This is a genomic window from uncultured Chitinophaga sp. (assembly GCF_937898475.1).
In the GTDB taxonomy this organism is placed as follows: Bacteria; Bacteroidota; Bacteroidia; order Chitinophagales; family Chitinophagaceae; genus Chitinophaga.
In genome coordinates this window covers 186496-212203 of the sequence record NZ_CALEJS010000011.1, presented here as the reverse complement: position 1 = coordinate 212203, position 25708 = coordinate 186496, and the positions used below count along the sequence as shown (strand labels likewise).

At 50.5% G+C, this 25708-nt stretch carries 12 protein-coding genes; 5 read left to right on the top strand and 7 right to left on the bottom strand.

Annotated features, from left to right (window positions below; all coding sequences use genetic code 11):
* Positions 1–3: 3 nt before the first annotated feature.
* From Q0577_RS02565 to Q0577_RS02545, 5 genes are all read right to left on the bottom strand, one after another.
* Positions 4–3093, bottom strand: a complete 3090-nt coding sequence (locus tag Q0577_RS02565; RefSeq protein ID WP_298732507.1) for a TonB-dependent receptor — start codon at positions 3091–3093, stop codon at positions 4–6.
* A 105-nt stretch (positions 3094–3198) separates the two neighbouring features.
* Entirely contained in the window at positions 3199–6048 is a 2850-nt protein-coding gene (locus Q0577_RS02560) for a TIM-barrel domain-containing protein (RefSeq protein WP_298732505.1), read from the bottom strand.
* A 287-nt stretch (positions 6049–6335) separates the two neighbouring features.
* Complete coding sequence (locus Q0577_RS02555) at positions 6336–7652, bottom strand: hemolysin family protein (RefSeq protein WP_298732504.1); 1317 nt, start codon at positions 7650–7652, stop codon at positions 6336–6338.
* 23 nt (positions 7653–7675) lie between these two features.
* Positions 7676–11776: a two-component regulator propeller domain-containing protein gene (locus Q0577_RS02550; RefSeq protein WP_298732502.1), complete on the bottom strand. Its 4101-nt coding sequence runs from the start codon at positions 11774–11776 to the stop codon at positions 7676–7678.
* A gap of 736 nt (positions 11777–12512) precedes the next feature.
* The gene (locus tag Q0577_RS02545; RefSeq protein WP_298732500.1) at positions 12513–12932 is read right to left on the bottom strand and encodes a hypothetical protein; all 420 of its coding nucleotides are present in this window, start codon (positions 12930–12932) and stop codon (positions 12513–12515) included.
* Between the two features lie 111 nt (positions 12933–13043).
* On the opposite strand from Q0577_RS02545, the gene Q0577_RS02540 reads away from it, so the two are divergent.
* From Q0577_RS02540 to Q0577_RS02530, 3 genes are all read left to right on the top strand, one after another.
* A complete protein-coding gene (locus tag Q0577_RS02540; protein WP_298732497.1) occupies positions 13044–13457 on the top strand; it encodes a hypothetical protein in 414 nt (137 codons plus the stop codon).
* A gap of 56 nt (positions 13458–13513) precedes the next feature.
* The gene (locus Q0577_RS02535; protein WP_298732494.1) at positions 13514–15991 is read left to right on the top strand and encodes a glycoside hydrolase family 95 protein; all 2478 of its coding nucleotides are present in this window, start codon (positions 13514–13516) and stop codon (positions 15989–15991) included.
* A gap of 74 nt (positions 15992–16065) precedes the next feature.
* Positions 16066–18222, top strand: a complete 2157-nt coding sequence (locus Q0577_RS02530; protein ID WP_298732492.1) for a hypothetical protein — start codon at positions 16066–16068, stop codon at positions 18220–18222.
* A gap of 1302 nt (positions 18223–19524) precedes the next feature.
* Here Q0577_RS02530 and Q0577_RS02525 read toward each other — a convergent pair.
* Complete coding sequence (locus Q0577_RS02525; RefSeq protein ID WP_298732815.1) at positions 19525–19683, bottom strand: hypothetical protein; 159 nt, start codon at positions 19681–19683, stop codon at positions 19525–19527.
* Between the two features lie 7 nt (positions 19684–19690).
* Positions 19691–20713, bottom strand: coding sequence for a LacI family DNA-binding transcriptional regulator (locus Q0577_RS02520; protein WP_298732490.1), 1023 nt, complete (start codon positions 20711–20713; stop codon positions 19691–19693).
* A gap of 87 nt (positions 20714–20800) precedes the next feature.
* On the opposite strand from Q0577_RS02520, the gene Q0577_RS02515 reads away from it, so the two are divergent.
* Entirely contained in the window at positions 20801–22441 is a 1641-nt protein-coding gene (locus tag Q0577_RS02515) for a glycoside hydrolase 43 family protein (protein WP_298732488.1), read from the top strand.
* A 298-nt stretch (positions 22442–22739) separates the two neighbouring features.
* Positions 22740–25700: a TonB-dependent receptor gene (locus tag Q0577_RS02510; protein ID WP_298732486.1), complete on the top strand. Its 2961-nt coding sequence runs from the start codon at positions 22740–22742 to the stop codon at positions 25698–25700.
* Positions 25701–25708 lie beyond the last annotated feature (8 nt).

Genomic DNA, 25708 nt, shown 5'->3' with positions numbered 1-25708 from the left:
TGATCAGAACTTCGCGCTTAACCCTACAATGAATGTACGGGGCTGCGGATAGGTACCCAGGTCTATTCCGGAGGCCCAGCTAACGGGGCCATAACCTACTTCGGGATCCATGCCTTTGTAGCCGGTAAAGGTGAACAGGTTGGTGCCCGAAACGTAGAGGCGTAACTGTTGCAGGGGTACATTGCGCAGCAGGGTCTTTTTAAAGTCATAACCCAGGTTAATGCTTCTTACCCGCAGGAAGGAGGCATCTTTCACAAACAGGTCGGAAGAGCGGCTCCAGTTCTGGTTAGCATCATCATTGAGCGTTACGCGGGGCAGCTTGTTGGAAGTGCCTTCCCCGTGCCAGCGGCCCAGAATCTCTGTGGTATAATTGCTTAAGGGAGAGCCAAAATCACGGGCGCCTTCGTGCACCTGGTTGCCGCTTACACCGTACAGTGATACGCCCAGGTCAAAGCCTTTGTAGCCCAGGTTAAGGTTCAGGCCATAGGTAAAGTCCGGGTTGGGATTGCCGATGATGGTCTTGTCGCGGCTGTCTATCACGCCATCACCGTTGAGGTCTACAAAGCGTACATCGCCGGGTAGCGCATTAGGCTGTATTACGGTACCTTTTGCATCGGTATAGCTTTGCACTTCTGCTTCGTTCTGGAAGATACCGGCTGTTTTCAGGCCGTAGAAATAGCCGATAGGATAGCCTACCTGCGCCCGGTATATTTCATCGATGGCTACGAATGTAACATTCGCATCGCCTACGATGATCTTTTCGGCATTGGGAATGTTGGTCACCTTATTATCATTCTTCGCCAGGTTGGCGTTGATGCCCACGCTAAGATCACCGAAGGTGTGGTTGTAGCCGAGCGACAGTTCTATGCCTTTGTTGGTAACGTCGCCGCCGTTCACATAGGGCGCCGGTGCGCCACCGATAGCGGGTATGGGAACTACCAGGATCCAGTCTTTCGTGGTTTTGTGGTACCAGTCAAAATTGATGGTGAAGTTTCTGAACACATTTGCATCAAAGCCAACGTTCAACTGTTCGGATGTTTCCCATTTCAGATTGGGGTTTGGTATCCTGTCTGGTGAAGAGCCAGTGAACTGCGTCTCATCGCCGCCAAAATAGTAATCTTTATTCAGGGAGCTGATGGTAGCCATATAGGCAAAGCGGTCTTGCGGTATGTTACCGTTGCGTCCCCAGCTGGCGCGCACTTTCAGGAAGTCGAGCCAGTTGGTTTTCATGAACTGCTCATTGCTGGCCACCCAGCCTGCAGAGAAAGAGGGGAAATTACCGAAGCGGTTATTGGCGCCAAAGCGGGAAGATCCATCTCTGCGAAAGATAGCGGTGAACAGGTATTTATCGTCATAGCTGTAGTTTAAACGGCCAAAGTAGGAGAGCAGGGCAGATTCGTTGCGGTTGCCAAAGATATTCTGTGTGCTCGCGTTGGTACCGTTGTCTATGATCGCGTGATCCAGGTCAGGTATGGTAAGGTCTTCCTTGTAGCCGTTCACGTACCAGGTGTTATCTTCCCAGGCAGTGGTACCAAGCAGCACGGTGGCATTGTGCTTACCGAAAGCGCGCTGGTAGGAGATGGTATTGTCCCAGTTCCAGGCGGTGTAACGGTTAAAGCCCATGGTAGCGCGTGAGTGCAGGTTGGAGATATTGGCGGAAAGATTGTACACGGGCAGAAAGCTGTTGTCGGTGGTATTGTTCAGGTCCAGCCCGAAATCACTGCGCAGGGTTAGTCCTTTAATGGGCGTCAGTTCCAGGTAAACATTGCCGAGTATACGGTCTGTTTTGGTCTTGTTCTGGTTCTGATAGTCCATCAGTGCAACGGGATTGGCTTCGTTGGTATTGAAAGCAGACCTTGCATAGGCGCCGGTGGAATCATACACCGGGTAGAGCGGATTGGCGTTCAGCGCCGCACGCATGGTATTGCTGTAGATGTTGCCTACGCCCACGCCTCTTTTGTTGGAAAGCGTGTAGGTAAAGTTCTGTCCGAATTTCAGTATGTCTTTATACACATTATGTGCGGAGTTCATCCGGAAAGCCACCCTGTTGTACTGCGACTGGCCTTCCAGGCCCAGCGTACCCTCCTGTTGCATAAAGGAGATGGAGGAAGAATATACGGAACGGTCGTTACCGCCGGAAATGTTCAGGGTATGACTTTGCGTAGGCGCGTTCTTGTTATACAGTGCTTCCTGCCAGTCGGTACCCTTGCCCAGGTTGTTGATCTCGCTTACCGGGATCCTGGGCGCCTGGCCGGAGTTGAGGTAGGCTTCGTTCATGATGATGGCATATTCCTTTGCATTGAGCACGGGTAGTTTGCGGGCCGGGTTTTGAATGCCATAGAAGCCATCATAGGAGATCTGCGTTTTGCCTTTGACGCCTTTTTTGGTGGTAATGAACACCACGCCGTTGGCTGCCCTGGTACCGTAAATGGCCAGGGAGGCAGCGTCTTTCACTACGTCCAGACTGGCGATGTCTGCGGAGTTAAGGTAGCCGATATCGTTGGTGGGCACTCCATCCACTACAAACAGTGGATCTGCGTTACCGATAGTACCGGTACCACGCATACGGATCTTCGGACTTTCACCGGGTTGGGCAGACATGGAGGTTACCTGTACGCCGGGTATCTGTCCCTGTAGGGCCTGATCTACCCGCAGGGTATGGTTCTCTTCCAGGCTGGCGCCCTTTACCTGGCCAATAGCGCCGGTGGTAAGGCGTTTCTTCGAGGTGCCGAAGCCTACCACCACTACTTCATCCAGGCCGGTGGTAGCGTCCTGCAGGGCGATGTTAACCGTGGTCTGGCCGTTTACCTGGAAAGATTGTTTGGTAAAGCCGATGAGCGACACTTCAATAATGTCTGTATCTGCTACCTGCAGGGAGAATTTCCCATTGGCATCGGTCAGTATTCCGCTGGTAGTGCCTTTGATCAATACTGCAACGCCGGGCAGCGGGCTGTTGTCCTTTGCGGAGCTTACAGTTCCGGATAGCTGATGTTTGTTTGCCTGGGCAAGGGCGCTGTTCACGGCCAACACGGGGGCCAGCAGCAGGATGCCACAGGCAGCCCAGGTGAATAGTTTTTTGTACGCGTTTTGCATGTGAAATTTGTTTGTCTACGGTGAATTGCTGGTCGGTCCGAGCTTTATTGTGTTTTCATAATTTTTCGTGGCATATTAACAGGGTGTTCATGGTAAACGGCGCTGCTATTGCAGCAGCACCGTTTGTTCCTTACCGTTATATTGCACCGTTTTATCTGGTTGTTGGTCAATATCCAGTCCTTTGGCTTTATCCTTGCTGATCTTTATTATACGGAATGTGCGCTGCTGCAGCATACCGGCAAAGCTGCCGGTTGTGGCGCCGATGCTGAGTGTTTGCCTGGCTTCGTTCCAGTGCAGCGCAATGCTGCTGAACTGTCCTTTCTCGTAGTTATAGTTCAGGCCTTCATCTTCATAAAGCGTGAATGTGGCGTCTTTACCTGTGTATACATAGAGTGTGATCGTATCTGCTGCTATTTCGCCGGTGTATTGCAGTGCCGGGCCAAAGGGCAGGATACTGCCTTCTTTTACGTACAGGGGCATACGCTGTAGCGGAGCAGCGGCTGAAATATGCTGTCCGCCATTATTATATTGACCGCTGTACAGGTCATACCAACCGGTGTTGGCGGGGAGGTATAGTTCCCTGCTGCGGGCCTGGTAAGTATATACCGGGTTTACCAGTAACGCAGGACCGAACATGAACTGATCTTTAATATTGCGTACGGCAGTATCCGCGGCAAAATCCATGATAAGTCCGCGCATGATCGTATAGTCCTGGTGGTAAGTAGCCCCTGCCAGTGAGTAGATATAGGGCATCAACCGGTAGCGCAGCTGGTTGTAGTACAGCATTGACTGATATTCTGTACTGTTCTCCGGCGCGATGTTAAATACTTCGCGGTAGGGGAATTGACCGTGACTGCGGAACAGCGGACAGAAAGCGCCGTACTGGAACCAGCGGGTGTTCAGTTCTCTCCACTCCTGCAGGGCGGCGCCCTGGGGAGCAGGCTGATCGTATTTATCTTCTACATAGAAGCCGCCGATGTCGGTGGTCCAGTAGGGCAGGCCGGAGAGCGAAAAGTTAATACCGGCGGGTATCTGGCGGGCCAGCTCATCGAAGCGGGAAGCAATATCGCCGCTCCATGTAGCAGCCGCATACCGCTGGATCCCTGCGTAAGCAGAGCGGGTGAGGATGAACACGCGCTGATCTGGTTTGGCCTGGCGTTGTCCTTCATAGATGCCGCTGGCGTTCATCAGCGCATAGCCATTGAAGTACTGGGTGGCGGGGCCCAACGCAGTAGGGTTCATCAGCTGCTTACGGTGTTCAATGCTGGCGTTGGATAAGATATCCGGCTCAGTGGCATCTAACCACCAGGCATCTACGCCTTTACTGAACAGGTGTTTGTCTAACAGGTTCCAAAACAGTTTACGGGCGTCTGCATTGTAGGCGTCATAGAAAGTGGATACATAACCTTTACCGATCCAATCGCGCTGGCGGTCTTTGATATTCTGTTTATAGAGCCATCCCTTTTCATCAAAAAGGCGGTAGTTTTCAATGCCCTCATAGAATTTGGGCCATACAGAGATCATGAAATGGGCATTGTACTGTTTGTGCAGTTTATCGATCATACCGGAGGGATCAGGGAAGCGGGTGGAGTCAAAATCCTGGCTGCCCCAGGCGTCTTCTTTCCAGTAGGACCAGTCTAACACGATGTTATCCAGCGGGATTTTCCGCTTGCGGAATTCGGCTACTGTCTGCTCAATTTCCTGTTGTGTTTTATATCGTTCGCGGCTTTGCCAGAAGCCCAGCGCCCAGCGGGGCAGCATGGTGGCGCGGCCGGTAATGCTGCGGTAGCCGCTGATCACTTCATCTGTATTGTTGCCGTATACAAAGTAGTAGTCGATCTTTTCACCTGCTTCTGAAGTGAGCGCCCATTTGTTCTGGAGGGTTTCCGGTGTTGGGCTCAGCCATTTGAGGGACACAAAGGCCTGGGTAGACTCGGGGATCCACTGTACTTTTAGGGCATGCTGTTTTCCTTTGTACAGCTGGTGCTGAAATACGCTGGGGCCGGGGTTCCATCCCTCGCGCCATTTATCCAGTACCAGGGCGCCGTCTACCCAAACTTTAATATACCCTGAGCTGGTCATAAAGAATTTATGCACCCCATCGGCCGAAGGCTCAATGAATCCTTCCCAGGTGACCTGGCCCTTGTCCATCGGGAAGATGGCCGGAACCTTTTCGAGGTCGGGCAGGAAGGTGTAATCGATCTTGTTCTCTTCCTGTTCCAGGAACACCTGGGAGGGTTGCTGGCGGGACGCATATGTAGCTGTCAGTCCGCCGGGTTTGTGCGCTTTGTTATATAAGGTAAGGCTGCCCAGCTGTTCATGGGGGCGGTCATCGCCAAAGCGGGTAATGGAATAGTTATCCCATAAGATACCGTAGTTGCGGCTGGACACCAGGAAGGGCACCACAGCGATGGAATTATACTGGGTCAGGTCAATATCCTGGCCTTTATAGTTCATTAAGCCGGTCTGGTGCTGGCCCAAACCATAGAAGGCCTCATCTGCCGGGGATTCAAACACCTGGCGGAGGCGGTACAGCGATTTACCGTCAATATTCACCGGGGTGAATGTCTTACTCTCTTCCGCTTCCTGTAGTACGGGATGGCCGTTGGCATCGGTAAAGGTGATGCGGCCATTGCTGAGCAGCACACGAGCCGTAATGGCAGCTGTTTTTAACAGCACGGTATCTCCCTTCTCTTCAGAGGTCCACTGTACGGCCGGATGATTGCCGGCGGCAGCCATGAGGCTGGATGTGGAGGAGATGTCGTTTTCGGGACCGGCTGACACGTGGATCACCTTGTCTGTAAGCACCTGGAGCTTGAGCTGCCGGGCGCCGTTTGCTGCCGGCTGTTTTAATTTAATGAGCAAACCATCATTCAGCCTGTCGATATTACCGGTATTACAATAACTCATCAGTAACGCGGATAGCACAACCGGGATCGTCCTCTTTTTGATCATATACATGGATTTAAATAGCAATGCTGGCAAATAGTGAATGTGTGGAATAATGATAGTATCAGTTTCGGATGTAGTTTTAGTTTAAACGTGTTAAGACAAATCTAACAGGAGGGATTGAATGGCAGGGTACGGTATTGTTTATGATTAGGGGTAAAAATGTTAACCCATGGGGGGTAAAATATGGATGAAAAGGGTGGTTAATGTAAAAAAGGAGGGTAGGGAATGTTAAGGGAAGCCGGGAATTGCTGCTGATAATCAGCAGTTTAGTGTTATCGGGACCATCTTTATTACGCTTCTTCGTCTTCTGGTTTCACCTGGCGGGTGATGAGCACTTTATCGATCCTTCTGTCGTCCATATCCACGATCTCGAAGGTAAAATCGTTCCAGGTGATCCGTTCACCTGCCTGAGGAATGTGGTGCAGGTGTTCCAGCAGGAAGCCGGCGAGGGTGTTAAAATTACCGGCGTCTTCGTCATGTTCGGGGAGCTCGAAGTAGTTGAGGAACTCAAAATAGGGGTACTGGCCATCCGCAAGCCAGGAGTGCTCGTCCCGTTTTACGATCTGGTATTCATCCTGGTTATACTCCGTGGTGTCTCCCACCAGGGCATCCACCACATCGTCCATGGCGATCATGCCCTGTATGGAGCCGTATTCATCTACCACGATGGCATAATGCAGGCGGTTGCCCTTGAAATGTTCCAGCGCGCGGTAGGCGGGTGTGCTTTCATGAAGGATAAGGGGTTTGCGGATGTATTGTTCCAGTTTGAAATCGTTGTTATTCAGGTTCTCGGGAAAAAGGTCTTTGACCGATATCACGCCCAGGAGGTTATCCAGGTTGCCGTTGGCCACGGGGTAAACAGAATGCAGCTCTTTGGCGGCTTTCTGCTTGATGGTCTGCAGGTTGTCTTTGATATCGAACCATACCAGGCCTGTGCGGTGGGTCATGAGTTCGCCTACTTTACGGTCGCCCAGGGCAAACACCCGTTCCACAATATCCTGTTCTATTTCCAGTATGGCGCCGCTTTCGGCGCTTTCCTGGATGATGATGCGCAGCTCTTCCTCAGAATGGATCTCACCGGTGCTGTGGATAGGACGGATACCCAGCATACGGAGGATGCTGTTGGCAAAGCCATTGAGCAGCCATATGAAGGGCCTGAAAATATAATAGAAGATGCGCAGCGGCAGGGCTACGGCAAAAGTTGTATTGGAAGGATAGCGGATGGCCAGCGACTTGGGCGCCAGTTCTCCGAAAACAATGTGCAAGATGGTGATCACGATAAAGGCGGTGGGAAGGGCCAGGTTGTGGGCAGCTGCAGGGGTAAGGGGGAGGTTAAACAGGTTAAAAAGTTTCAGCATAATAGCGGTTACCACATCTTCACCTATCCAGCCGAGGCCCAGACTTGCGAGGGTAATGCCCAGCTGTGTAGCCGCCAGGTAAGCATCCAGGTTATTAACGATCAGTTTAGCGAGTTTTGAAAGCCTTTTGCTGACGCCCTCTTTTATATCAATCTGCGACGATCGGACCTTTACAATGGCAAACTCGGCAGCCACGAAAAAGCCATTCAGCAAGACGAGTAATAAGGTTAGAAAAATATCGAGCACCATGCAGGCAAATATAATTAAATAAGTTATGTCGTATCATGTTGACGCCTTCCATATGCAGATGGCAGTACATTATACTCCATCTTAAAATACCTGGAGAAATACTTCGGGTTATTAAAACCTACTTCATACGCCACTTCCGCTACGGTGAGCTGGCTTTTCTCCAGTAGATGAGCAGCCCGTTTGAGGCGGATGGAACGAATAAATTCTATGGGTGTTTTTCCCGTAAGGGCAGAGATCTTTTTATAGGCGGATACCCGGCTCATATGCAGGGCGCGGCTTAGTTCTTCTACAGAGAAATCAGGATCAGCGATGTGTTGTTCCACTACCTGCAAGGCCTGCTGAATGAACTGTTCATCGGCAGAAGACACAGCTATTTCACTGGGATTGGCCTCTATCCGTTTGCGGAAGGACTTTCTCAGCTGGTCCTGTTGGGAGATGAGATTGCGGATGCGGGACAGCAGTACTTCAAAATTGAAAGGCTTGGTGATGAAATCAGTAGCGCCATGGTCCAGCGCTTCCAGCTGGTCTGCTTCCGTGGCGCGGGCGGTGAGCAGTATAATGGGAATATGGGCTGTGGGATGATGTGCCCTGATGCGGCGGCATAGTTCCAGTCCGTCTACCACAGGCATGCTCACATCGCTCACCACCAGGTGGGGCGTTTGCTGCTGCAGTATATTCCAGGCGCTTTGCCCGTTCTCCGCGGTAATAATCTGGTAATAAAGCCCCAGGTTATCTTTCAGGTAGAAGCGGAAGTCTTCATTATCTTCTACCAGTAGCACTACCGGCTTTTTGCTGTTATTGCGTATATCCGTTCCTTTTATTTCGGCAGCCTGGGAGGAATGGATGGCAGTAGTTGTGATATTGTCGGCGGGGAATATGCCGCCTGTCATTTTCAGCGGCAGCAGGATGGTGAAGCAGCTGCCCATTTCAGGTGCACTATCCACCGTAATGACCCCGCCGTGCAGTTTTACAAATTCTTTGGTGATGCTCAGGCCGATGCCGCTGCCCTGGTTCAGCAGGGAGCCCTGGCCTTCGTGCTGGAAGAAGCGGTCAAAGATGCGGTCCTGCTGTTCAAGCGGGATGCCGATACCTGTATCCTTTACCATTATCGCCAGTGTATTGCCTCCCTGCAGCTGCAGCTCTACGGAGATGCTGCCATGTTCCGGCGTGAATTTAAAGGCATTGCCCAGGAGGTTGAAGATGATCTTGCCTATTTTATCCGCATCATAATGCATTTGCAGTTGTGCCACTTTGCTGCTGAAGTATAGCCGTACCTGTTTCTTTTCAGACAGGTCAGAGAAGGAGGTCGTCAGTTCTTTTATATATTGAACGATATCTCCTTCGGTGGTATGCAGTTTTATTTCCTGTACTTCCATCTTGCGGAAGTCCAGCAGCTGGTTCACGAGGTTGAGCAGGCGTTTGGCATTACGCTGTACCAGTTCCAGCTGGTTTTTGACATTGACTTCGCCAGTGTTCCTGATGATCTTTTCCAGCGGGGTGATGATGAGGCTGAGCGGCGTGCGGAATTCATGCGATATATTGGTGAAGAAGCGGATCTTGAGCGCATCCAGCTCATGCATGCGCTGCGCTGCTGTTCTTTCCTGTTCTATGCGGAAGCGGAGCCGTTCTCTTTCGCGTATCACGCGTCTCCATAGCAGGAGGGCGCCTATGATCAGCAATGCGTACAGCACAAAGGCGAGCGGCGTTCTCCAGAAGGGCGGCAGTATGCGGATATGCAGTTCCAGCGCATCCTGTGTCCATACGCCATCGTTGTTGGAGGCTTTTACGCGGAAGATATAGCTGCCCGGGTTCAGGTTAGTATAGGTGGCGGTACGCTGTCCTGCACCAGTGGTGAGCCATTCATCGTTAAAACCTTCCAGCTTATAGGCATAGCTGCTCTTTTCCGGGTGGAAGTAGCTGAGGGCTGCGAAGGTAACGGAGAAGACGTTCTCCCGGTACTTCAGCGTGATGTCTTTGGCGGTGCTGATATCCTGCTGCAGCAGGATGCGGCCGTTAATCTTCTCGCCCGCTTTGACGCTTTTATTGAACACCTGGAAATCGGTAAATACCAGGGAGGGTACATGTTTATTTTGCCCGATGGTATGCGGGTAAAAGATGTTAAAGCCGTTGCCGCCGCCAAAGATCAGCTCTCCCTGGCGGGTGCGCAGGGCAGCGTTCTCATTAAAGGCAGCGCCCTGCAGGCCGTCTGATGCGTCGTAGTTACGGAAGCTGTACGTATATTCCTGGCTGTTAGCTGCCTGGCTGATGCTGAGATGAGAGAGCCCGTTGGTAGTGCTCATCCAGAGCGAGTGGGTCTGGTCTTCCAGGATGTTAAGTATCGTATTATCAGGCAGGCCCTGTTCTTTGCGGAAGATGCGGAACTGCTGCTTTTGCGGATAGAAGAGATTCAGTCCTTCGCGCGTACCGATCCAAATCCAGCCGCGGCTGTCTTCAAACAGGCACATGACCGTGTTGTTACTGAGGCTTGCAGGCTGGCTGACATCGTTCACATATGAACTGAAGCGGCCTGTTTGGGGATGCCTCACGTCGAGTCCATTATCGGTACCGATCCACAGATAGCCCTGTTTATCTTCCAGCAGCGCGGCGATATAATTGGAATGGATGGAGTTAGCCTGCTCCTTTCGGAAAACGCGGAAGCTTTGGGTAGCGGGATCGAAGAGATTGAGCCCGGCGCCCAGGGTGCCTATCCATAACTGCTGCCGGTTGTCTTCAAAGATCTCCCAGATGCTGTTATCACTGATGGAGGATGGATTGTCAGGATCGTGTGTATAGTGTATGAAGCGGCCGTTCTCAAAACGGTCCAGTCCACCAAAATAAGTACCCACCCATAACTGCTGCCGGTGATCGATGAAGAGGCTAACCACCACATCGCTGGCAAGGCTATTGGGATTGCGGGGATCGTGGCGGTATTGGGTGAAGGTATGATTGCTGCGGTTGAAGTAGATAAGTCCGCCGCCGTTGGTCCCGATCCAGAGATTGCCTGCGGCATCTTCCACAAAACGGTTCACGTCATCATAGGGCAGGCTGCCGGCCGTAAAAGCCTGGTGCTGGTACAGCGGGAATTTCACGATATTCTCGTGGTAGTAGCTGATACCTTTTTTATAGGTGCCCACCCATATGATACCCGTGTTATCTTTATACAAAGCGGTAATACTGTTCTGTGCCAGGCTTTTGGGGTTCTCCGGCATATTGGTAACGTAGTATATCCGATGTCGCTGTTTATCGATGATGTTCACGCCGCCGTGATCGGTGCCTACCCATATCAGTCCCTGGTTATCCTGTACTACACCTCTGACGATGTTATTATTTAGTTTAATAGGACTGCTGTTCTGATCATAATGGGTAAAAGTTTCGGTGGCGGGATCAAAGTACCAGATACCGCGTGCTTCTTTGGTGCTGTAGATCCAGAGGCCGCCATCACGGTCGGTCATGAGGGCATAGCCGGGCTGGCTGATCTTATTTTGCAGGTAGAGGTAGTCAATACGGTTGGTGATGCGGTGGGTGCGGGCATCCATTTTTTCGAGTACGCCGTTGTTGTGCAGTATCCAGTTAACATTGCTGGCGCCGGGAGCAAAGGCAGCAATATTGTTACCAGCTGCTTCCAGGTGAACGGCGGGTTTTGTGCCGGGCGTATAGCAATACAGGCCTGTTGTTGGGTGGATCAGCCATAAGTGTCCCTGTTCATCCTTCACGATATTGGTGAGTGCATTACCGGGAATGCCGAGTTGTTGCAGCAGCGGTTGCGGATCGCGGCGGAAGGTGTTGGTGGAGGGATCGAATATATGCTGACCATCGCGGGCGTAGATCCAGAGCAGGCTGTCGGGGCCGTCGGTAATGCGTTCAATAAAATTATCCGGCAGGGAGGTGGAGTCGTGGAGGTCGTTGCGGAAGATTCGGAAGGAGTATCCGTCATAGCGGTTGAGGCCCGACATGGTGCCGAACCACATGAAGCCTTTATTGTCTTTATATATACAGTTGATCTGGCTGTTAGACAGTCCCTGGTCTGCATCGATGCGGGTAAACTGGTATTGCGGCGTTTGGGCCACGGAGGGCAGAGCAGTCAACAGGCATAACAGGAAAAATATAACGGCGTATTGTTTCATCCCTTCCCTATCTCATTTACATTCACGGATTGTGTTGCCGTAAATTAAACTAAAAAGGTCGAAAGAATTCGACCTTTTGTGCTAAATTCCACGTTATGGTACTCAGGTCCATAATATAAGTAAAAATAAGCGGTGCTAAACCGCTGTCCAAATTTTAGCATTGCTTTTTTACGCAAACGATTGCACCAGGAGTGAAAATGGGGAGATAAGGGGCAATATTTGGAGTGGGAGCTTATTCACGCATATAATGACGTTGAGCGGTCAGCGAATGAGGTAAGAATAGCTTACTATCGCCCTGCGTAGCGCCTGGGAATGTTAAGGGCTTAACAGAGATAAGGTGGACTTGATCAGGAGTTGATGCGGGGAAGAAGAAAAGTTGGGTTTGAGGACAGACAACCGGCTACAGGATCTTTTCGGTTACAAAAGCGGCGTTTTGGGCAGGGTAGGGTAGGCCGGCCGTCTGCCGGGTTGATGCTTTTTGCGGGCAAGAGTTGCGGCATGAGGGGCGGAACTACGGCGATGATAACCTGCGGCGGAATACCGGAGGCCGCCAGTGGGGCATAGTTTTCCAATGCAACTGCCAAGCGCACGTGCCTGTACGACTACTATGAGTGTGCCTTTACCGGGAACAGGCGCATAAAGTTCTGTACCCTGGAAGGCTGATCCGGCTTACATATTTTCACATTTGTATTTACATTGACGATCCTTCTTTCCGCGAAATGAATGGGGGCGGTGATCAGCGTGATCTCCAGGTGACCGGCTTTTCCCGATTGGGCAGTTCCTGTGGGGGGATGTGCACACGGCTATCTTCCATAAGCTCTGGTGACAGGGGAAGGAGCTTTTTCAACGCGGTAAAACGGTTGAATTGAAAGCCATGGACGCCCTGCAGCTGGTGGTTTTCTCCCTGTATCAGCGCGGCGTTGAGGCGGTTGATGATGGTACCGTCATATTGCGCGTCCAGATAAGGACGAACGGCTTTCCGGAGGAGTTTTCCTTTACGGCTGGCCATGCCGAAGCGGCGGGCAGCCTGCCGGGTAGCGGAAGATTGTCTTACTTTTCCGGGCATGAAACGAACGCACCGGACGCCTTTACGGCGATAGCCAATGACGTTATCCAGTTTGCCGGTGAATTTGAAAAGGCCTGTTAGTTTTGCCATGATTTTTTTCTTTAAAATTACCAATGAAGAATGAGGGAAAAACTGATCTGGATCATCAAAATGGCTTTGTAACCTGCTGTATAACATAAATTATTGAAAAGAAAATACTGCATGAAACAGGAAATATTTTCTAAATATGTTTTTGAATTCCTGGAAGGATCATTCCCTGAATTTATTACAACCATAAAATATCATAAAGACGGGTCCTTTGATTGTAGCTTAAGAAACCCCTCTGGGGAATTTTCAATATGGATTGCAACCTGCAATGAGGAAATTACCATTGGCATAGCGGCGCCAGACGGCAAAACCGACATTCATACCCACATTAGCTGTTATGAAATTGATGACCTTCATGATTGCTTTAAACAGCTGACAGTGTTAATAAATGATATAAAGGACAATAAGGTTATTGTTTATGTTAACAATCAGAATGTGTATGCTTGGATAGACTACCATCGCTTAATTGAAAAGGAAACAAAGAACGGAACGAACTTTCAAAAGTATTTCTGGTCGGGCAGACCCTGAACATGTGAATAATCCCCACTAATTAGTATTTTGTACGTTTGAATTCCATGTACAAGATGCAACCTAAAATAAAACTACTCTCCATACTGCTGCTGACCGCAGGTATGGCCACGGCACAGCAACAGCGCGAGCCCGTGCTGAAGCTCTCGTATAAGCAACCCGCCAGGGAATGGACCGCCGCTTTACCTGTGGGCAACGGCCGCCTGGGCGCTATGGTATTTGGCGGAGTGGAGGAAGAGCTGATACAGTTGAATGAAGCAACTTTATGGTCCGGCGGGCCCGTAAACAACCAGGTAAATCCCAATGCTGCCAGCCATCTGCCGGCAGTAAGAGCTGCGCTGCGTATGGAAGATTATGAAGGCGCAGCAAAAGAAGTGCAGCAGATGCAGGGCGTATACAGCCAGTCTTACCTGCCGCTGGGCGACCTGAAAATCACGCAGCTGCTGCCTGAAGGGGCAAAACCTGAAGATTACCGCCGTGAGCTGGATATTCGCGGGGCGGTTACCACCACCAGTTTTACCATCAATCAGAATAAATATACCAGGGAGATCTTTGCTTCTGCACCTGACGAGGTGATCGTTATCAAGCTGAGCGCTGGCAACCGGCTATTGAATTGCAGGATCAGCGCCAGCAGTCCTTTACGCTATCACCCGGAAGTAAGCAGTAAACAGGAGCTCAGCCTGAAAGGCAAAGCCCCTGCACAGGTAGATCCCAGTTACGTGAACTCCGCCAACCCGATCATCTACGAAGATGTGAACGGCTGTAAAGGCATGCGTTTTGAATGGAAGATCCGCGTGGGCAGTACAGACGGTACGGTTAGTACAGATACCAGCGGCATTACTATTAAAAACGCTTCTGAAGCGGTACTGCTCGTATCTGCTGCCACCAGCTTTAACGGTTTTGATAAATGTCCCGACAGCGAAGGAAAAGACGAGCACCAACTCGTGACGGGTTATATAGCGAACGCATCCCACTATAACTACCAGCAGTTGCGTGCGCGCCACCAGGAAGACTTCAGCCGCTATTTTAACCGGCTCAGCCTTTACCTGGATGGCCGCCCTTCGGCCAAAACACCGTATACAGATGAACGTCTGCGGCAGTATGCAAAAGGCGCACAGGATCCGGAGCTGGAGATGACCTATTTCCAGTTCAGCCGTTACCTGCTCATCTCCAGCTCCCGCCTCAAAGGTGTGCCGGCCAACCTGCAGGGCATCTGGAACAAAGAGCTGCGCGCACCCTGGAGCTCTAACTACACCATCAATATCAATACCCAGATGAACTACTGGGCCGCAGAAGCGGTGAACCTCCCCGAAATGCATCAGTCGCTGCTTACCCTCATACCCGAGGTAGCTACCACCGGTCGTTACACCGCACAGCATTTCTACGGCACCAGGGGCTGGGCGGCAAATCATAACACCGATATCTGGGCACTGTCCAATCCCGTAGGAGACCTGGGCAAAGGCGATCCGCAATGGGCCAACTGGCCGATGGGCGGTAACTGGTTATGCCAGCACCTCTGGGAACATTACCGTTTCAGCGGCAATAAAGCATTCCTGCGGGATACCGCTTATCCCGTAATGAAGGCGGCAGCGCAATTCACGCTGGACTGGCTCATAGCAGACAGCAGCGGTTACCTGGTAACAGCGCCTGCTACATCGCCGGAGAACGTGTTCATTACAGAGAAGGGCACCAAAGGCGACGTGTCTGTTGCTACCACCATGGATATGTCCATTATCCGCGATCTGTTCAGCAACCTGATAGATGCGGCTGATGTGCTGCAGGAAGACCTGGCCTTCCGCGATACCCTGCTGCGGGCAAGAAGCAAACTGTTTCCTTTGCAGGTAGGCAAAAAAGGTAACCTGCAGGAATGGTATAAAGACTGGGAGGATGAAGATCCGCAACACCGTCATATCTCGCATCTCTTCGGACTGTTCCCCGGCAGGGAAATATCTCCGCTTATAGATCCAAAATTTGCAGAAGCCTGTAAGCGGACCCTGGAGATCAGGGGCGATGGCGGCACCGGTTGGAGCAAAGCCTGGAAGATCAATGTATGGGCGCGCCTGCTGGATGGCAATCACGCTTACAAACTACTAAGAGAGCTGCTGAAACTGACGGGCGACGGATCTACCGACTACCACAATGCGGGTGGCACCTATCCTAACCTGTTCTGTGCGCATCCGCCTTTCCAGATTGATGGTAACTTTGGCGGACTTTCAGGCATGACCGAAATGCTGCTGCAAAGCCAGCAGGAGGCCATACAACTGCTGCCCGCTTTACCGGACAGCTGGTCAAAAGGAGCGGTAAAGGGATTGGTAGCCAGGGGCGGTTTCGTGATAGATATGGATTGGAATAATGGCAGGCTGGCTATAGCTGCCATACAATCCAGGAATGGCGGGCCCTGCCAGCTGCGTACGCTGCAGCCTGTGAAAGGCGCGGGCGGTCTGCAGCTGACCGAATTGCCAGGGGATGGCTACGGTTACCGTTATACGTTTAATACTACGCCCGGAAAAACCTATGTGTTGCAAACTAAATAGCAGATAAAGAGAGAGATTCTATGCAAAACCGGCTTACTGTACTTGCTTGCTTATTATCAGTGGCATGCCCTTTTATGGCATTTGCGCAAACGGCCGCCAACGGCGGTAAGATAGACAGGCATGCATTGGTTACCCGTCATAACGTGATCGTGCAAAGCTTTGATTCGCTGTCATCCCTTTCAGTAGGGAACGGCGAATTCGCTTTTACGGTAGATGCTACCGGACTGCAAACCTTTCCGGAATATTATGAAAAAGGCGTACCGCTGGGCACGCAATCGCAATGGGGATGGCACAGCTTTGCCAATTCCTATAATTACCAGCGCGTGGAAGTATGGAAGAACTACACGATGAATAACAGGCAGGTACCTTACCTGTATGCGCATGATGGGCCGCCGCGCAAGAGAGATGCCAGCAACTGGTTAAGGGCCAATCCGCACCGCCTGCACCTGGGCATCATCGGCTTTAATATACTTAAGAAAGATGGTACTCCTGCGCAGATGAAAGACATACAGCGTATTCACCAGGAGCTGAACCTGTGGAGCGGGGAGATCAACAGTTCTTTTGAAGTGGAGGGCGTACCGGTGAAAGTACGTACGGTGTGTCATCCGCAGCTGGATATGGTAGCCGCTACAGTGCAGTCGCCCCTGGTGGCCCAACGCAAACTGAGCATCCATATCCGTTTTCCTTATCCCAAAGGCGACTGGGAAGGCGGTATTGATCTGCAGCAGCCAGATAAACACCGGACCAATGCACAATACCTCAACGACAAGCAGGTGTTGTTTGAACGGGAGCTGGACAACAGCCACTACAATGTAATGCTGCAATGGATCGGTGAAGAGTCGCTGTACAGGAAGGCGCCGCATGATTACTACCTGCAGCACCTGGGGGATGAAGATGAGCTTTCTTTCAGCTGTCACTTCTCGAAGTCTGCGCGCAAAGAGGCGGGCGGAGGATCCGGAGGGCCTTCTGCTGTTGATGCGATGAAAAAACATTTTCGTCCCTTTACATACAGGCAGATCAGGATGATCAACCGGGAGTTCTGGCAGGAGTTCTGGGAAAGCGGTGGAGCGGTAGATCTTTCGGGCAGCACAGATCCCCGTGCCAGGGAACTGGAACGCCGTATTGTATTGTCGCAATACCTTACCCGTATACAATGCGCTGGCACTATGCCGCCGCAGGAAACGGGCCTTACCTACAACAGCTGGTATGGTAAATTTCATATGGAAATGCACTGGTGGCATGCAGCGCATTTTGCCTTGTGGAATCGTCCCGCACTACTGGAGAGAAGCTTGCCCTGGTATTCGGCCATCGTGAGCAAAGCCGCGGAAACCGCGAGGTTCCAGGGTTTCAAAGGAGTGCGCTGGCCTAAGATGACAGACCCATCAGGCAATGAAAGTCCTTCGCCTGTTGGGCCCTTCCTCATCTGGCAGCAGCCGCATATCATTTACCTGGCAGAGCTGTGCTACCGCGATCATCCTGATCAGCAAACACTGGAGCAGTATAAAGACCTGGTATTTGCTACTGCAGAATTCATGGCTTCCTATCCCTGGTACGACAGCGCCAAACACCAGTATGTACTGGGCCCCGGGTTGATACCTGCGCAGGAGCGTTTTGATCCGGCTACTACCATTAATCCGTCTTTTGAGCTGACATACTGGCGCTGGGCCTTACGCACTGCGCTGGAATGGCGACACCGCCTGGGTATGGCGCCGGAACCGGAGTGGGAGAAAGTACAGGCGCAGCTGGCGCCTTATCCCACAAAAGATGGTCTTTACCTGGCAGCAGCATCAGCACCGGATTCGTATACCAATCCCCGTTATATGACGGATCATCCCACGGTACTGGGCATCAACGGTTTTGTACCGGCTGATTCAACGGTAGACAGGGCCACCCTTTTACGTACCTTTAACAAGATATGGACTTCCTGGAGTTGGGACGATACCTGGGGATGGGATTATCCACTGGTAGCCATGGCGGCCACCCGGCTGGGAGAACCCCAGGCAGCTGTTGATGTGCTACTGAAACAGGTGACAAAAAATACTTTTCTGCCTAACGGGCATAATTACCAACGCGACAACCTGCGGATCTATTTGCCGGGTAATGGGGCGTTGTTATCTGCGATTGCATTGATGTGTGCGGGCTGGGATGGGTATACAGGACCGGATGCACCGGGCTTTCCGAAGGATGGGAAATGGGTGGTGAAATGGGAAGGGCTGCAGCGGATGCCGTAGTTAGCGGTCGGTAGATTTTTATAGTCAAAGAAAGCATCGATATCTGCATTTAACATATTGCATTTAAAATTAGGAGTATCATACGGAGTAAACGGGTGGGTAGTGCTGATTTTAGCTTTTGAGGGGATATAAAGGTCCGAATACTGTTGCCACTATAGCATGTAATGGAGTATGCTTCGGATATATTAATGAATTCAGGATTTGCAAAATGCCTCATTCTCATTTCTTTTTAAGAATTAGTTCATTAATAGAATTTTCAATTTTCGCCTAAAGGAGATCCATCAGATTTAGTGTATCCAGCTTTAGGCAAATTCTCTTTTTTGCTTACGATTTCAAACCTTTCAAAGCTTACACCACCCCCTATATAATAAAAATACATCTTCTTTTTCGTTTAGTAAGGTGGCATACTTGTCTGCCTTTAACGGCACACTATCCGATAGTTGGCCATCCCGGTCATATACAAACATTTTTCCTGGTACCTGTTTGTTTAACATGATCCGGACAGCAGATGAAAGGGGATTGGCATTATAGTAAATTGTAGTATCGCCTTTATGCATCATCTTCCCCGCCAGCTGTTAACGAAGTTGAAAACTGTTATTGGGAGTCAATCTTTGAGGAGTGCTGGTATCAAAAAGAGATAGTTGCAGGTACAGGCATCCCATCAACTTTTCCATAGCCACCTCTTTTTGTAGTGTACTTCCGGCCTGTTGTACAGTGGGATAGGTATATACCTGATGATAAATACTGCCGGTATCTTTTAACGCATCTTCACCCTCTTGCCGAAGTCTTGTATCGGCGAGCCTTACATGGGAAAGTAAGTCGAAAAAGTAGTCCTTATAATAATCAAACGGGTTAAGGCTACCCGATTTGATCCGATATAAACGATATCTGTAAGCCTACATACATCAAAAGCCTGACCACGACAGGTGAACCAGGTAAGCGTACGGGTACTATCAACAATCACGGCCATATTCACGTACTTATCGTCTTTCCTGCCAAACATCGTCAGCCCGGGATGTTTTGCATCTACCTGTTTTAATAATGGGTCCACACGTCCGTCCTACTGGATTTTCGTTTGTACGTTCGTGCTAAGATGAATGAAAATGAATAGTAGGGTAAAAGGTTGGATTAACCGTCTTATTAGTATAGGGTAGATAGGTTACCAAAAATCACTGATTATTATGTGCGAAAAGTAATAAATAATCTGGAAAAACAGAAAGCAATAGTATTCTCCTCAAACAGATTGATACGTTTGTGTTATGTCACTTTTTTGTAATCTTACAACTACTCCGTCCGCAAACGCTACACCGGGTTTACCACCGCTGCCTTAATCGCCTGAAAACTGACCATAAGCACTGCTATCAGCATAGCCAGCAATCCGGCTAATACAAATAGCCACCAGGAAATATCCACACGATAGGCAAATTTTTCCAGCCATTTATGCATGAAATACCAGGCCACAGGGGCATCAGGTGGATTGCTGCACAATCAGGTTAGTAGCCAGTATCTTTCTTTCAAACTCTTTAACAGGCCTTTTGCTTTCTATCAGCTGCAGCAGCAGTTCTGTGGCTACCTGTCCCATTTCAAAAGCAGGTTGTCTTACAACGGTCAGCGGAGGGTCCAGCAGTTCGATCAGGTCGGAATTGGAAAAGCCTACAACGGCAATATCGTCTGGTATGCGGAGGCCTTTCTTTTTGAGCACGCGCATACAGCCGGTGGTGAGCTTGTCGGAGGAGGTAAAGATGGCATCGGGCCGGGGATTTGTTTTTATCAGCTGGGTGATGGCCTCTTCCACTTCAGAGAGGATCATGCCGCCGTGAAAACAGTATTTGATCATTGATTTGCGCGTCTTGATATTCTTTTGCGCCAGGGCTTCCGAATAACCGGCTACCCGCTCGCGGGTAATGGAAAGATGCTCTGAATTGCTGATGGCGGCGATATTTCTATAGCCCTGTTTGATGAGGTGCATCGTGGCGTCGTACGCACCGCGGAAATTATCCACCATTACCTTGTGGGTATTGATGTCTTCCACGATACGGTCAAAGAATACGATGGGGAAGCCTCTTTCATGCAGCGTGCGCAGGTGCTGCAGGTCCTGGGTGGCCGTAGATACTGATATCAGTAATCCGTCGATAGAGCGGGAGGCGAGGTATTGAAGGGTCATCACCTCTTTGTCATACGATTCATGGCTTTGTGAGATGATCACATTGTAGCCTTTATCGTATGCCACAGATTCAATACCGTTAATAGCCTGTGAAAAGAAACTGTTGGCAATTTCTGCTACGATCACCCCGATGGAGCGGCTCCGCTTCTCCTTCAGGCTGAGGGCAATCGGGTTGGGATGGTAATTGATCCGGGTGGCGTATTCCAGCACCAGTTGCTTGGTTTCCGTACTGATCTCGTGGCTGTCGCGCAATGCGCGCGATACCGTTGATGTTGACAAGCCGAGGGCTTTGGCAATATCTTTTATAGTTGCAGCTTCAAATTTCATAACGTGCTCTAAAAATAAGGATTTTTAATAGTTTTGTCTAATAGTGTAGCAATTACACTTATAACACGTTTTGAAAAGCCACTTTGCATGGGAAGAACTTTTTGGGCGATGGCAGCCTGCTGCCTCTCGTTATCCGCACAGGCACAACAGTCATTACAGACAGCATCACAGGAGATTTCTAAAGTGTGGACGCCAGACCTGGGGAACGGGCAATACAAAAACCCGGTACTGTATGCAGATTATTCCGACCCGGATGTATGCCGCGCCGGTAATGATTACTACCTTACCGCTTCCAGTTTTAACGCGATACCCGGGCTCCCCATATTGCATTCCAAAGACCTGGTGAACTGGCGCATTATCGGTCATGCGTTGCTGCGACAGCCACCCTTTGAACATTTTGAGCGCCCGCAACATGGCAATGGTGTCTGGGCGCCTTCCATCCGTTATCACCAGGGCGAATTCTATATCTACTATCCCGATCCGGATTTCGGCATTTACATGATAAAAGCGAAACAGGCTGCTGGTCCCTGGACAGCGCCGGTGATGGTGAAAGCGGGCAAAGGACTGATTGATCCTTGCCCGCTTTGGGATGATAACGGGGATGTATACTTAGTACATGCGTATGCAGGCAGCCGGGCAGGCATCAAGAGCATACTTACCATCAACCGTATGAACAGTGAAGGCACAACGGTAACCGATGATGGTATACTGGTATTTGACGGGCATGATGCGCATCCCACCCTGGAAGGCCCCAAACTGTATAAGCGTAACGGTTACTACTATATTTTTGCACCCGCAGGAGGTGTAAGCACCGGCTATCAGCTGGTATTGCGCTCGCGTAATATCTATGGCCCATATGAGGAGAAGATTGTGATGGATCAGGGCAGTACGCCGGTGAACGGCCCCCACCAGGGTGCCTGGGTAGCATTGCCATCCGGTGAGCATTGGTTCCTGCATTTCCAGGACCAGGAGGCTTATGGCCGTGTAGTACATTTGCAGCCCATGCGCTGGATAAACGACTGGCCGGTGATTGGAGCAGACAAGGATGGCGATGGAAAAGGAGAACCCGTACTCACTCATAAAAAGCCCAATGTCGGGAAGGAATGGCCCGCTGTTACGCCGCAGGAGTCTGACGAATGCAACACCCCGACTTTGGGCCTGCAATGGCAGTGGCATGCAAATCCGAAGGCCACCTGGATGATGCGCGCAGCTAACCTGAGCTATATGCGGCTCTTTGCCGATAAGATTCCTGACAATGCACGCAATTACTGGGAGGTACCCAACCTGTTGCTGCAGAAATTCCCGGCGGCGCAATTTACAGTAACTACAAAACTGACGTTCAAACCGCGCCTGGAAGGAGATAGAACAGGTTTGATCATCATGGGCGCCAGTTATGCGTACCTGAGCCTTACCAGAAAAGGAGATGCCATAGCAATTGACTACCGCACCTGTAAGCAGGCAGACAAAGGCGCCGCAGAAACCTCACAAATACTGGGCAAATGCAACGGAACAGACATTTACCTGCGCGTAAAGGTAACGAAAGGCGGTATTTGTACATTCAGCTACAGCGAAGACGGTAAACAGTTCTCTGCAATTAATGAAACATTTACCGCGGTTCCCGGCCGCTGGATAGGCGCCAAAGTTGGATTATTCTGTACCCGTACCCGGCAAACCAACGACTCCGGCTTCGCCGACATCGACTGGTTCAGGATCAACAACGAACCATGAACATTCCATAATTCCGCCACCCCTCCGCATCTCTTAAATATTCATTATTAATTCCCCTGTTATCGTTCCCGGTAACGTTTGCGTAAATAAATACATTCAAACACTTCTGCATTCCCGAATATATCATTAGACTTGCCATATCGGATACCGGTATTCAGAAACTGATACAAATTTGCTGTGCCACGAAAGGGGGGTACGGTAGTGTAGTTATAATCAAAATCGCTCGCATGGAAATAGTACTGTTCCACGATACAGAAACAGCGTAACATCCATTCATATCACCAATTCACCCTACGTTATGAACAGAATTTTATTTATCTGCTGGCTGCTCCTGGGCAGCGCCGGATGGTGTCTGGCGCAAACACAGACCATAAGAGGAAAGGTGACCGATGCTAACGGGCAGGCACTGCCTTTTGTGAATGTGCAGCTTAAAGGAGCCAGTACCGGAACACAAACAGATGCATCCGGTAATTATTCACTCTCTGTACCGCAAGGAAAAAATGCTGAACTCCTGTTCAGCTATATGGGCTATCAGCCGGTAACGCATCATGTTAACGGTGATGGCCCGGTGAACATTCAATTAAGAACAGACAACAAAAACCTGGATGAAGTGATTGTAGTTGGTTACGGACAAGTGAAGAAGAGAGACCTTACAGGAGCCGTGGTTTCTGTAAAGGGAGATGAATTGAGAAAAGTGCCTGTTACCAACGTCATGGAATCTGCGCAGGGTAAGCTGCCCGGTGTTGATATTACCCGCAGCAGCGGGGCGGCCGGCGCCAAGGTAAATGTAACGGTTAGGGGTAACCGCTCTATCACCGCCAATAATGGCCCGCTGTATATTGTAGACGGCGTGCAGTATGGCAGTATAGAAGACATTAACCCCAATGATATTCAATCCATGGAAGTGTTGAAAGATGCTTCCTCTACCGCCATTTACGGTTCAAGAGGCGCTAACGGGGTTATAATCGTAACTACCAAACGGGGCACGGGCGGGCGGCCTAAAGTGAATGTCAGCTCTTATGTCGGCATTTCGCAGGTGGCAGGCTACCCGGCAGTGAGTACAGGTCCGCAGTATGTAACACAGAAAAGAGAAGCCAACCGTACCACCGGTACCTGGAACAGTGAGGCGGATGATCCGAAGATATTCAATGCATTTGAACTGAATGCCATACGGAATAACCTTTGGACCAACTACGCTGATGAGCTGATACACGATGGCTTGCAGCAGGATTACCAGGTAGGTGTGTCCGGCGGATCAGAAAAGACCAAAGTGTATCTTTCGCTGGATTATTTTGATGAGAAGGGCCTCTTCAAACTGGACCGTCTCAAACGTTATTCCGCCCGTCTGAATATTGATCAGACCATCAACGAAGTGTTGAAGGTGGGCATGCAAAGCCAGATCACATACTATGACCAGAGCACCCGCCGCGACCCGCTGAACCAGGCTAACAAGATCATTCCACTGAGCCGTCCATATGATTCAACAGGTGCGCTGGTACTCTTTCCCAACAACGGATCGGCCATCAACCCGCTGGCAGATGAACAACCGGATGCATACCAGAACCAGAACCGTATTACGCGCACATTCGCCAATGCCTATGTGGAGCTTACGCCCGTAAAAGGTTTAACCTTCCGCTCTAACTTTGGTGTTACACTGGAGAACCTGCGTACCGGTATTTTTGCATCCCGGTATACCATAGACCGTGCTACTTCTTCCACCTCCAGGGCGCAGTATAATACGGGCGCCATCCGCAACCTGAACTGGGAGAACGTACTGACCTACCAGCATACCGCAGGCGATCATTCCTTTGGTATTACCGGTGTAACCAGCTACCTGTCTGACAGCCGCGATTCCAGTTTCCTGCAGGGTGAAGGCCAGCTGTTGCCAAAACAATTGTATTATGCTTTGCAGAACAATTCCAGCGGCATCGCTATCAGGAGCGCATACCAGTCGAGCAAACTGATCTCCTTCACCGGCCGTATCAACTACGCCTATAAAGGAAGATACCTGTTGTCACTGACAGGCCGTTCAGACGGTTCTTCCAAACTGGCGCCGGGTAACCAGTGGGCTTTCTTTCCCTCGGTGGCAGGCGCCTGGCGCATCAGCGATGAGCAATTCATGCAGTCACAACGGGTTTTGAGTGATCTGAAGCTAAGGGCCAGCTGGGGTATAGCAGGTAATGACGCTATCCGCCCTTATTCCACGCAAACATATGTGTCCAAGATCCCCTTCTCATTTGATGATACCAATGCGGCGCTGGCTTATGGCCTGAGCGACCAGGTGGGCAATAAACAGCTCAAATGGGAGCTGTCTGCCACCACCGATATAGGATTGGATATAGGCCTGTTTGATGGCCGTATCAGTGCTGCTATCGACTATTACGATACCCATACCAAAGACCTGCTGCTGCAACGCACGCTGCCTACTTCCAGCGGTGTGAACACGGTTGTGCAGAACATTGGCAAGACCAGGAACAGGGGTATAGAGATAGGCATCAATACCACCAATATCAGTACAAAGGATCTCACGTGGACCTCCGGTATTGTGTTCTCCCGCAACAAGGAAGAGATTGTATCCCTCGCAGATGCAAATACCAATGACGTTGCCAATAAATGGTTCATCGGCTCCCCGGTTAAGGTGTATTATGATTACGAAAAGGTGGGCATCTGGCAGCAGAAAGATGCAGACCTGGCCGCCAGTTATGGTCCGTATAAACCTGGCGACATCAGGGTACGCGACGTGAATAACGATGGCCAGTTCACTACCACAGACCGTGTAGTGCTGGGCGCCCAGGTGCCTAAATGGAGCGGTGGTTTCAACAACGATATCCGTTATCGCAATTTTGATCTCAACATCTACGTATATGCCCGTATCGGGCAGTGGATCCTGTCTGAATATGAGGCCAAGTTTGATCCGCAGGGACTGGAGAACAGCGCACAGCTGAACTACTGGACGCCGGAGAATCCTACCAATGATTACCCGCGTCCGAATGCCAGCCGTTCAAAGGCCAGCACACCTTTCATCAGCTCACTGGGCTTCAGGGACGGTTCATTTGTGAAGATCAGGAACATTTCGCTGGGCTATAGTTTCCCGGCTGAAAAGCTGAAGTCCATACATCTCAGCGCACTGCGTATATACGTAACAGGTAAGAACCTCTTCACCTTCAGCAAAGTGAAGAACTATGACCCGGAAAGAGGGGGAGATCTGAGCAACCCGATGACCAAACTGTATGTGGCAGGTTTAAATGTTGAGTTTTAACGGCTAAA

Bases quoted from the DNA above. Each gene is read 5' to 3' on its own strand.
- Q0577_RS02550 (WP_298732502.1), bottom strand. From the start codon at position 11,776: ATGAAACAATACGCCGTTATATTTTTCCTGTTATGCCTGTTGACTGCT.
- Q0577_RS02565 (WP_298732507.1), bottom strand. From the start codon at position 3,093: ATGCAAAACGCGTACAAAAAACTATTCACCTGGGCTGCCTGTGGCATC.
- Q0577_RS02540 (WP_298732497.1), top strand. From the start codon at position 13,044: ATGAAACAGGAAATATTTTCTAAATATGTTTTTGAATTCCTGGAAGGA.
- Q0577_RS02555 (WP_298732504.1), bottom strand. From the start codon at position 7,652: ATGGTGCTCGATATTTTTCTAACCTTATTACTCGTCTTGCTGAATGGC.
- Q0577_RS02545 (WP_298732500.1), bottom strand. From the start codon at position 12,932: ATGGCAAAACTAACAGGCCTTTTCAAATTCACCGGCAAACTGGATAAC.
- Q0577_RS02530 (WP_298732492.1), top strand. From the start codon at position 16,066: ATGGCATTTGCGCAAACGGCCGCCAACGGCGGTAAGATAGACAGGCAT.
- Q0577_RS02560 (WP_298732505.1), bottom strand. From the start codon at position 6,048: ATGATCAAAAAGAGGACGATCCCGGTTGTGCTATCCGCGTTACTGATG.
- Q0577_RS02515 (WP_298732488.1), top strand. From the start codon at position 20,801: ATGGGAAGAACTTTTTGGGCGATGGCAGCCTGCTGCCTCTCGTTATCC.
- Q0577_RS02520 (WP_298732490.1), bottom strand. From the start codon at position 20,713: ATGAAATTTGAAGCTGCAACTATAAAAGATATTGCCAAAGCCCTCGGC.
- Q0577_RS02535 (WP_298732494.1), top strand. From the start codon at position 13,514: ATGCAACCTAAAATAAAACTACTCTCCATACTGCTGCTGACCGCAGGT.
- Q0577_RS02510 (WP_298732486.1), top strand. From the start codon at position 22,740: ATGAACAGAATTTTATTTATCTGCTGGCTGCTCCTGGGCAGCGCCGGA.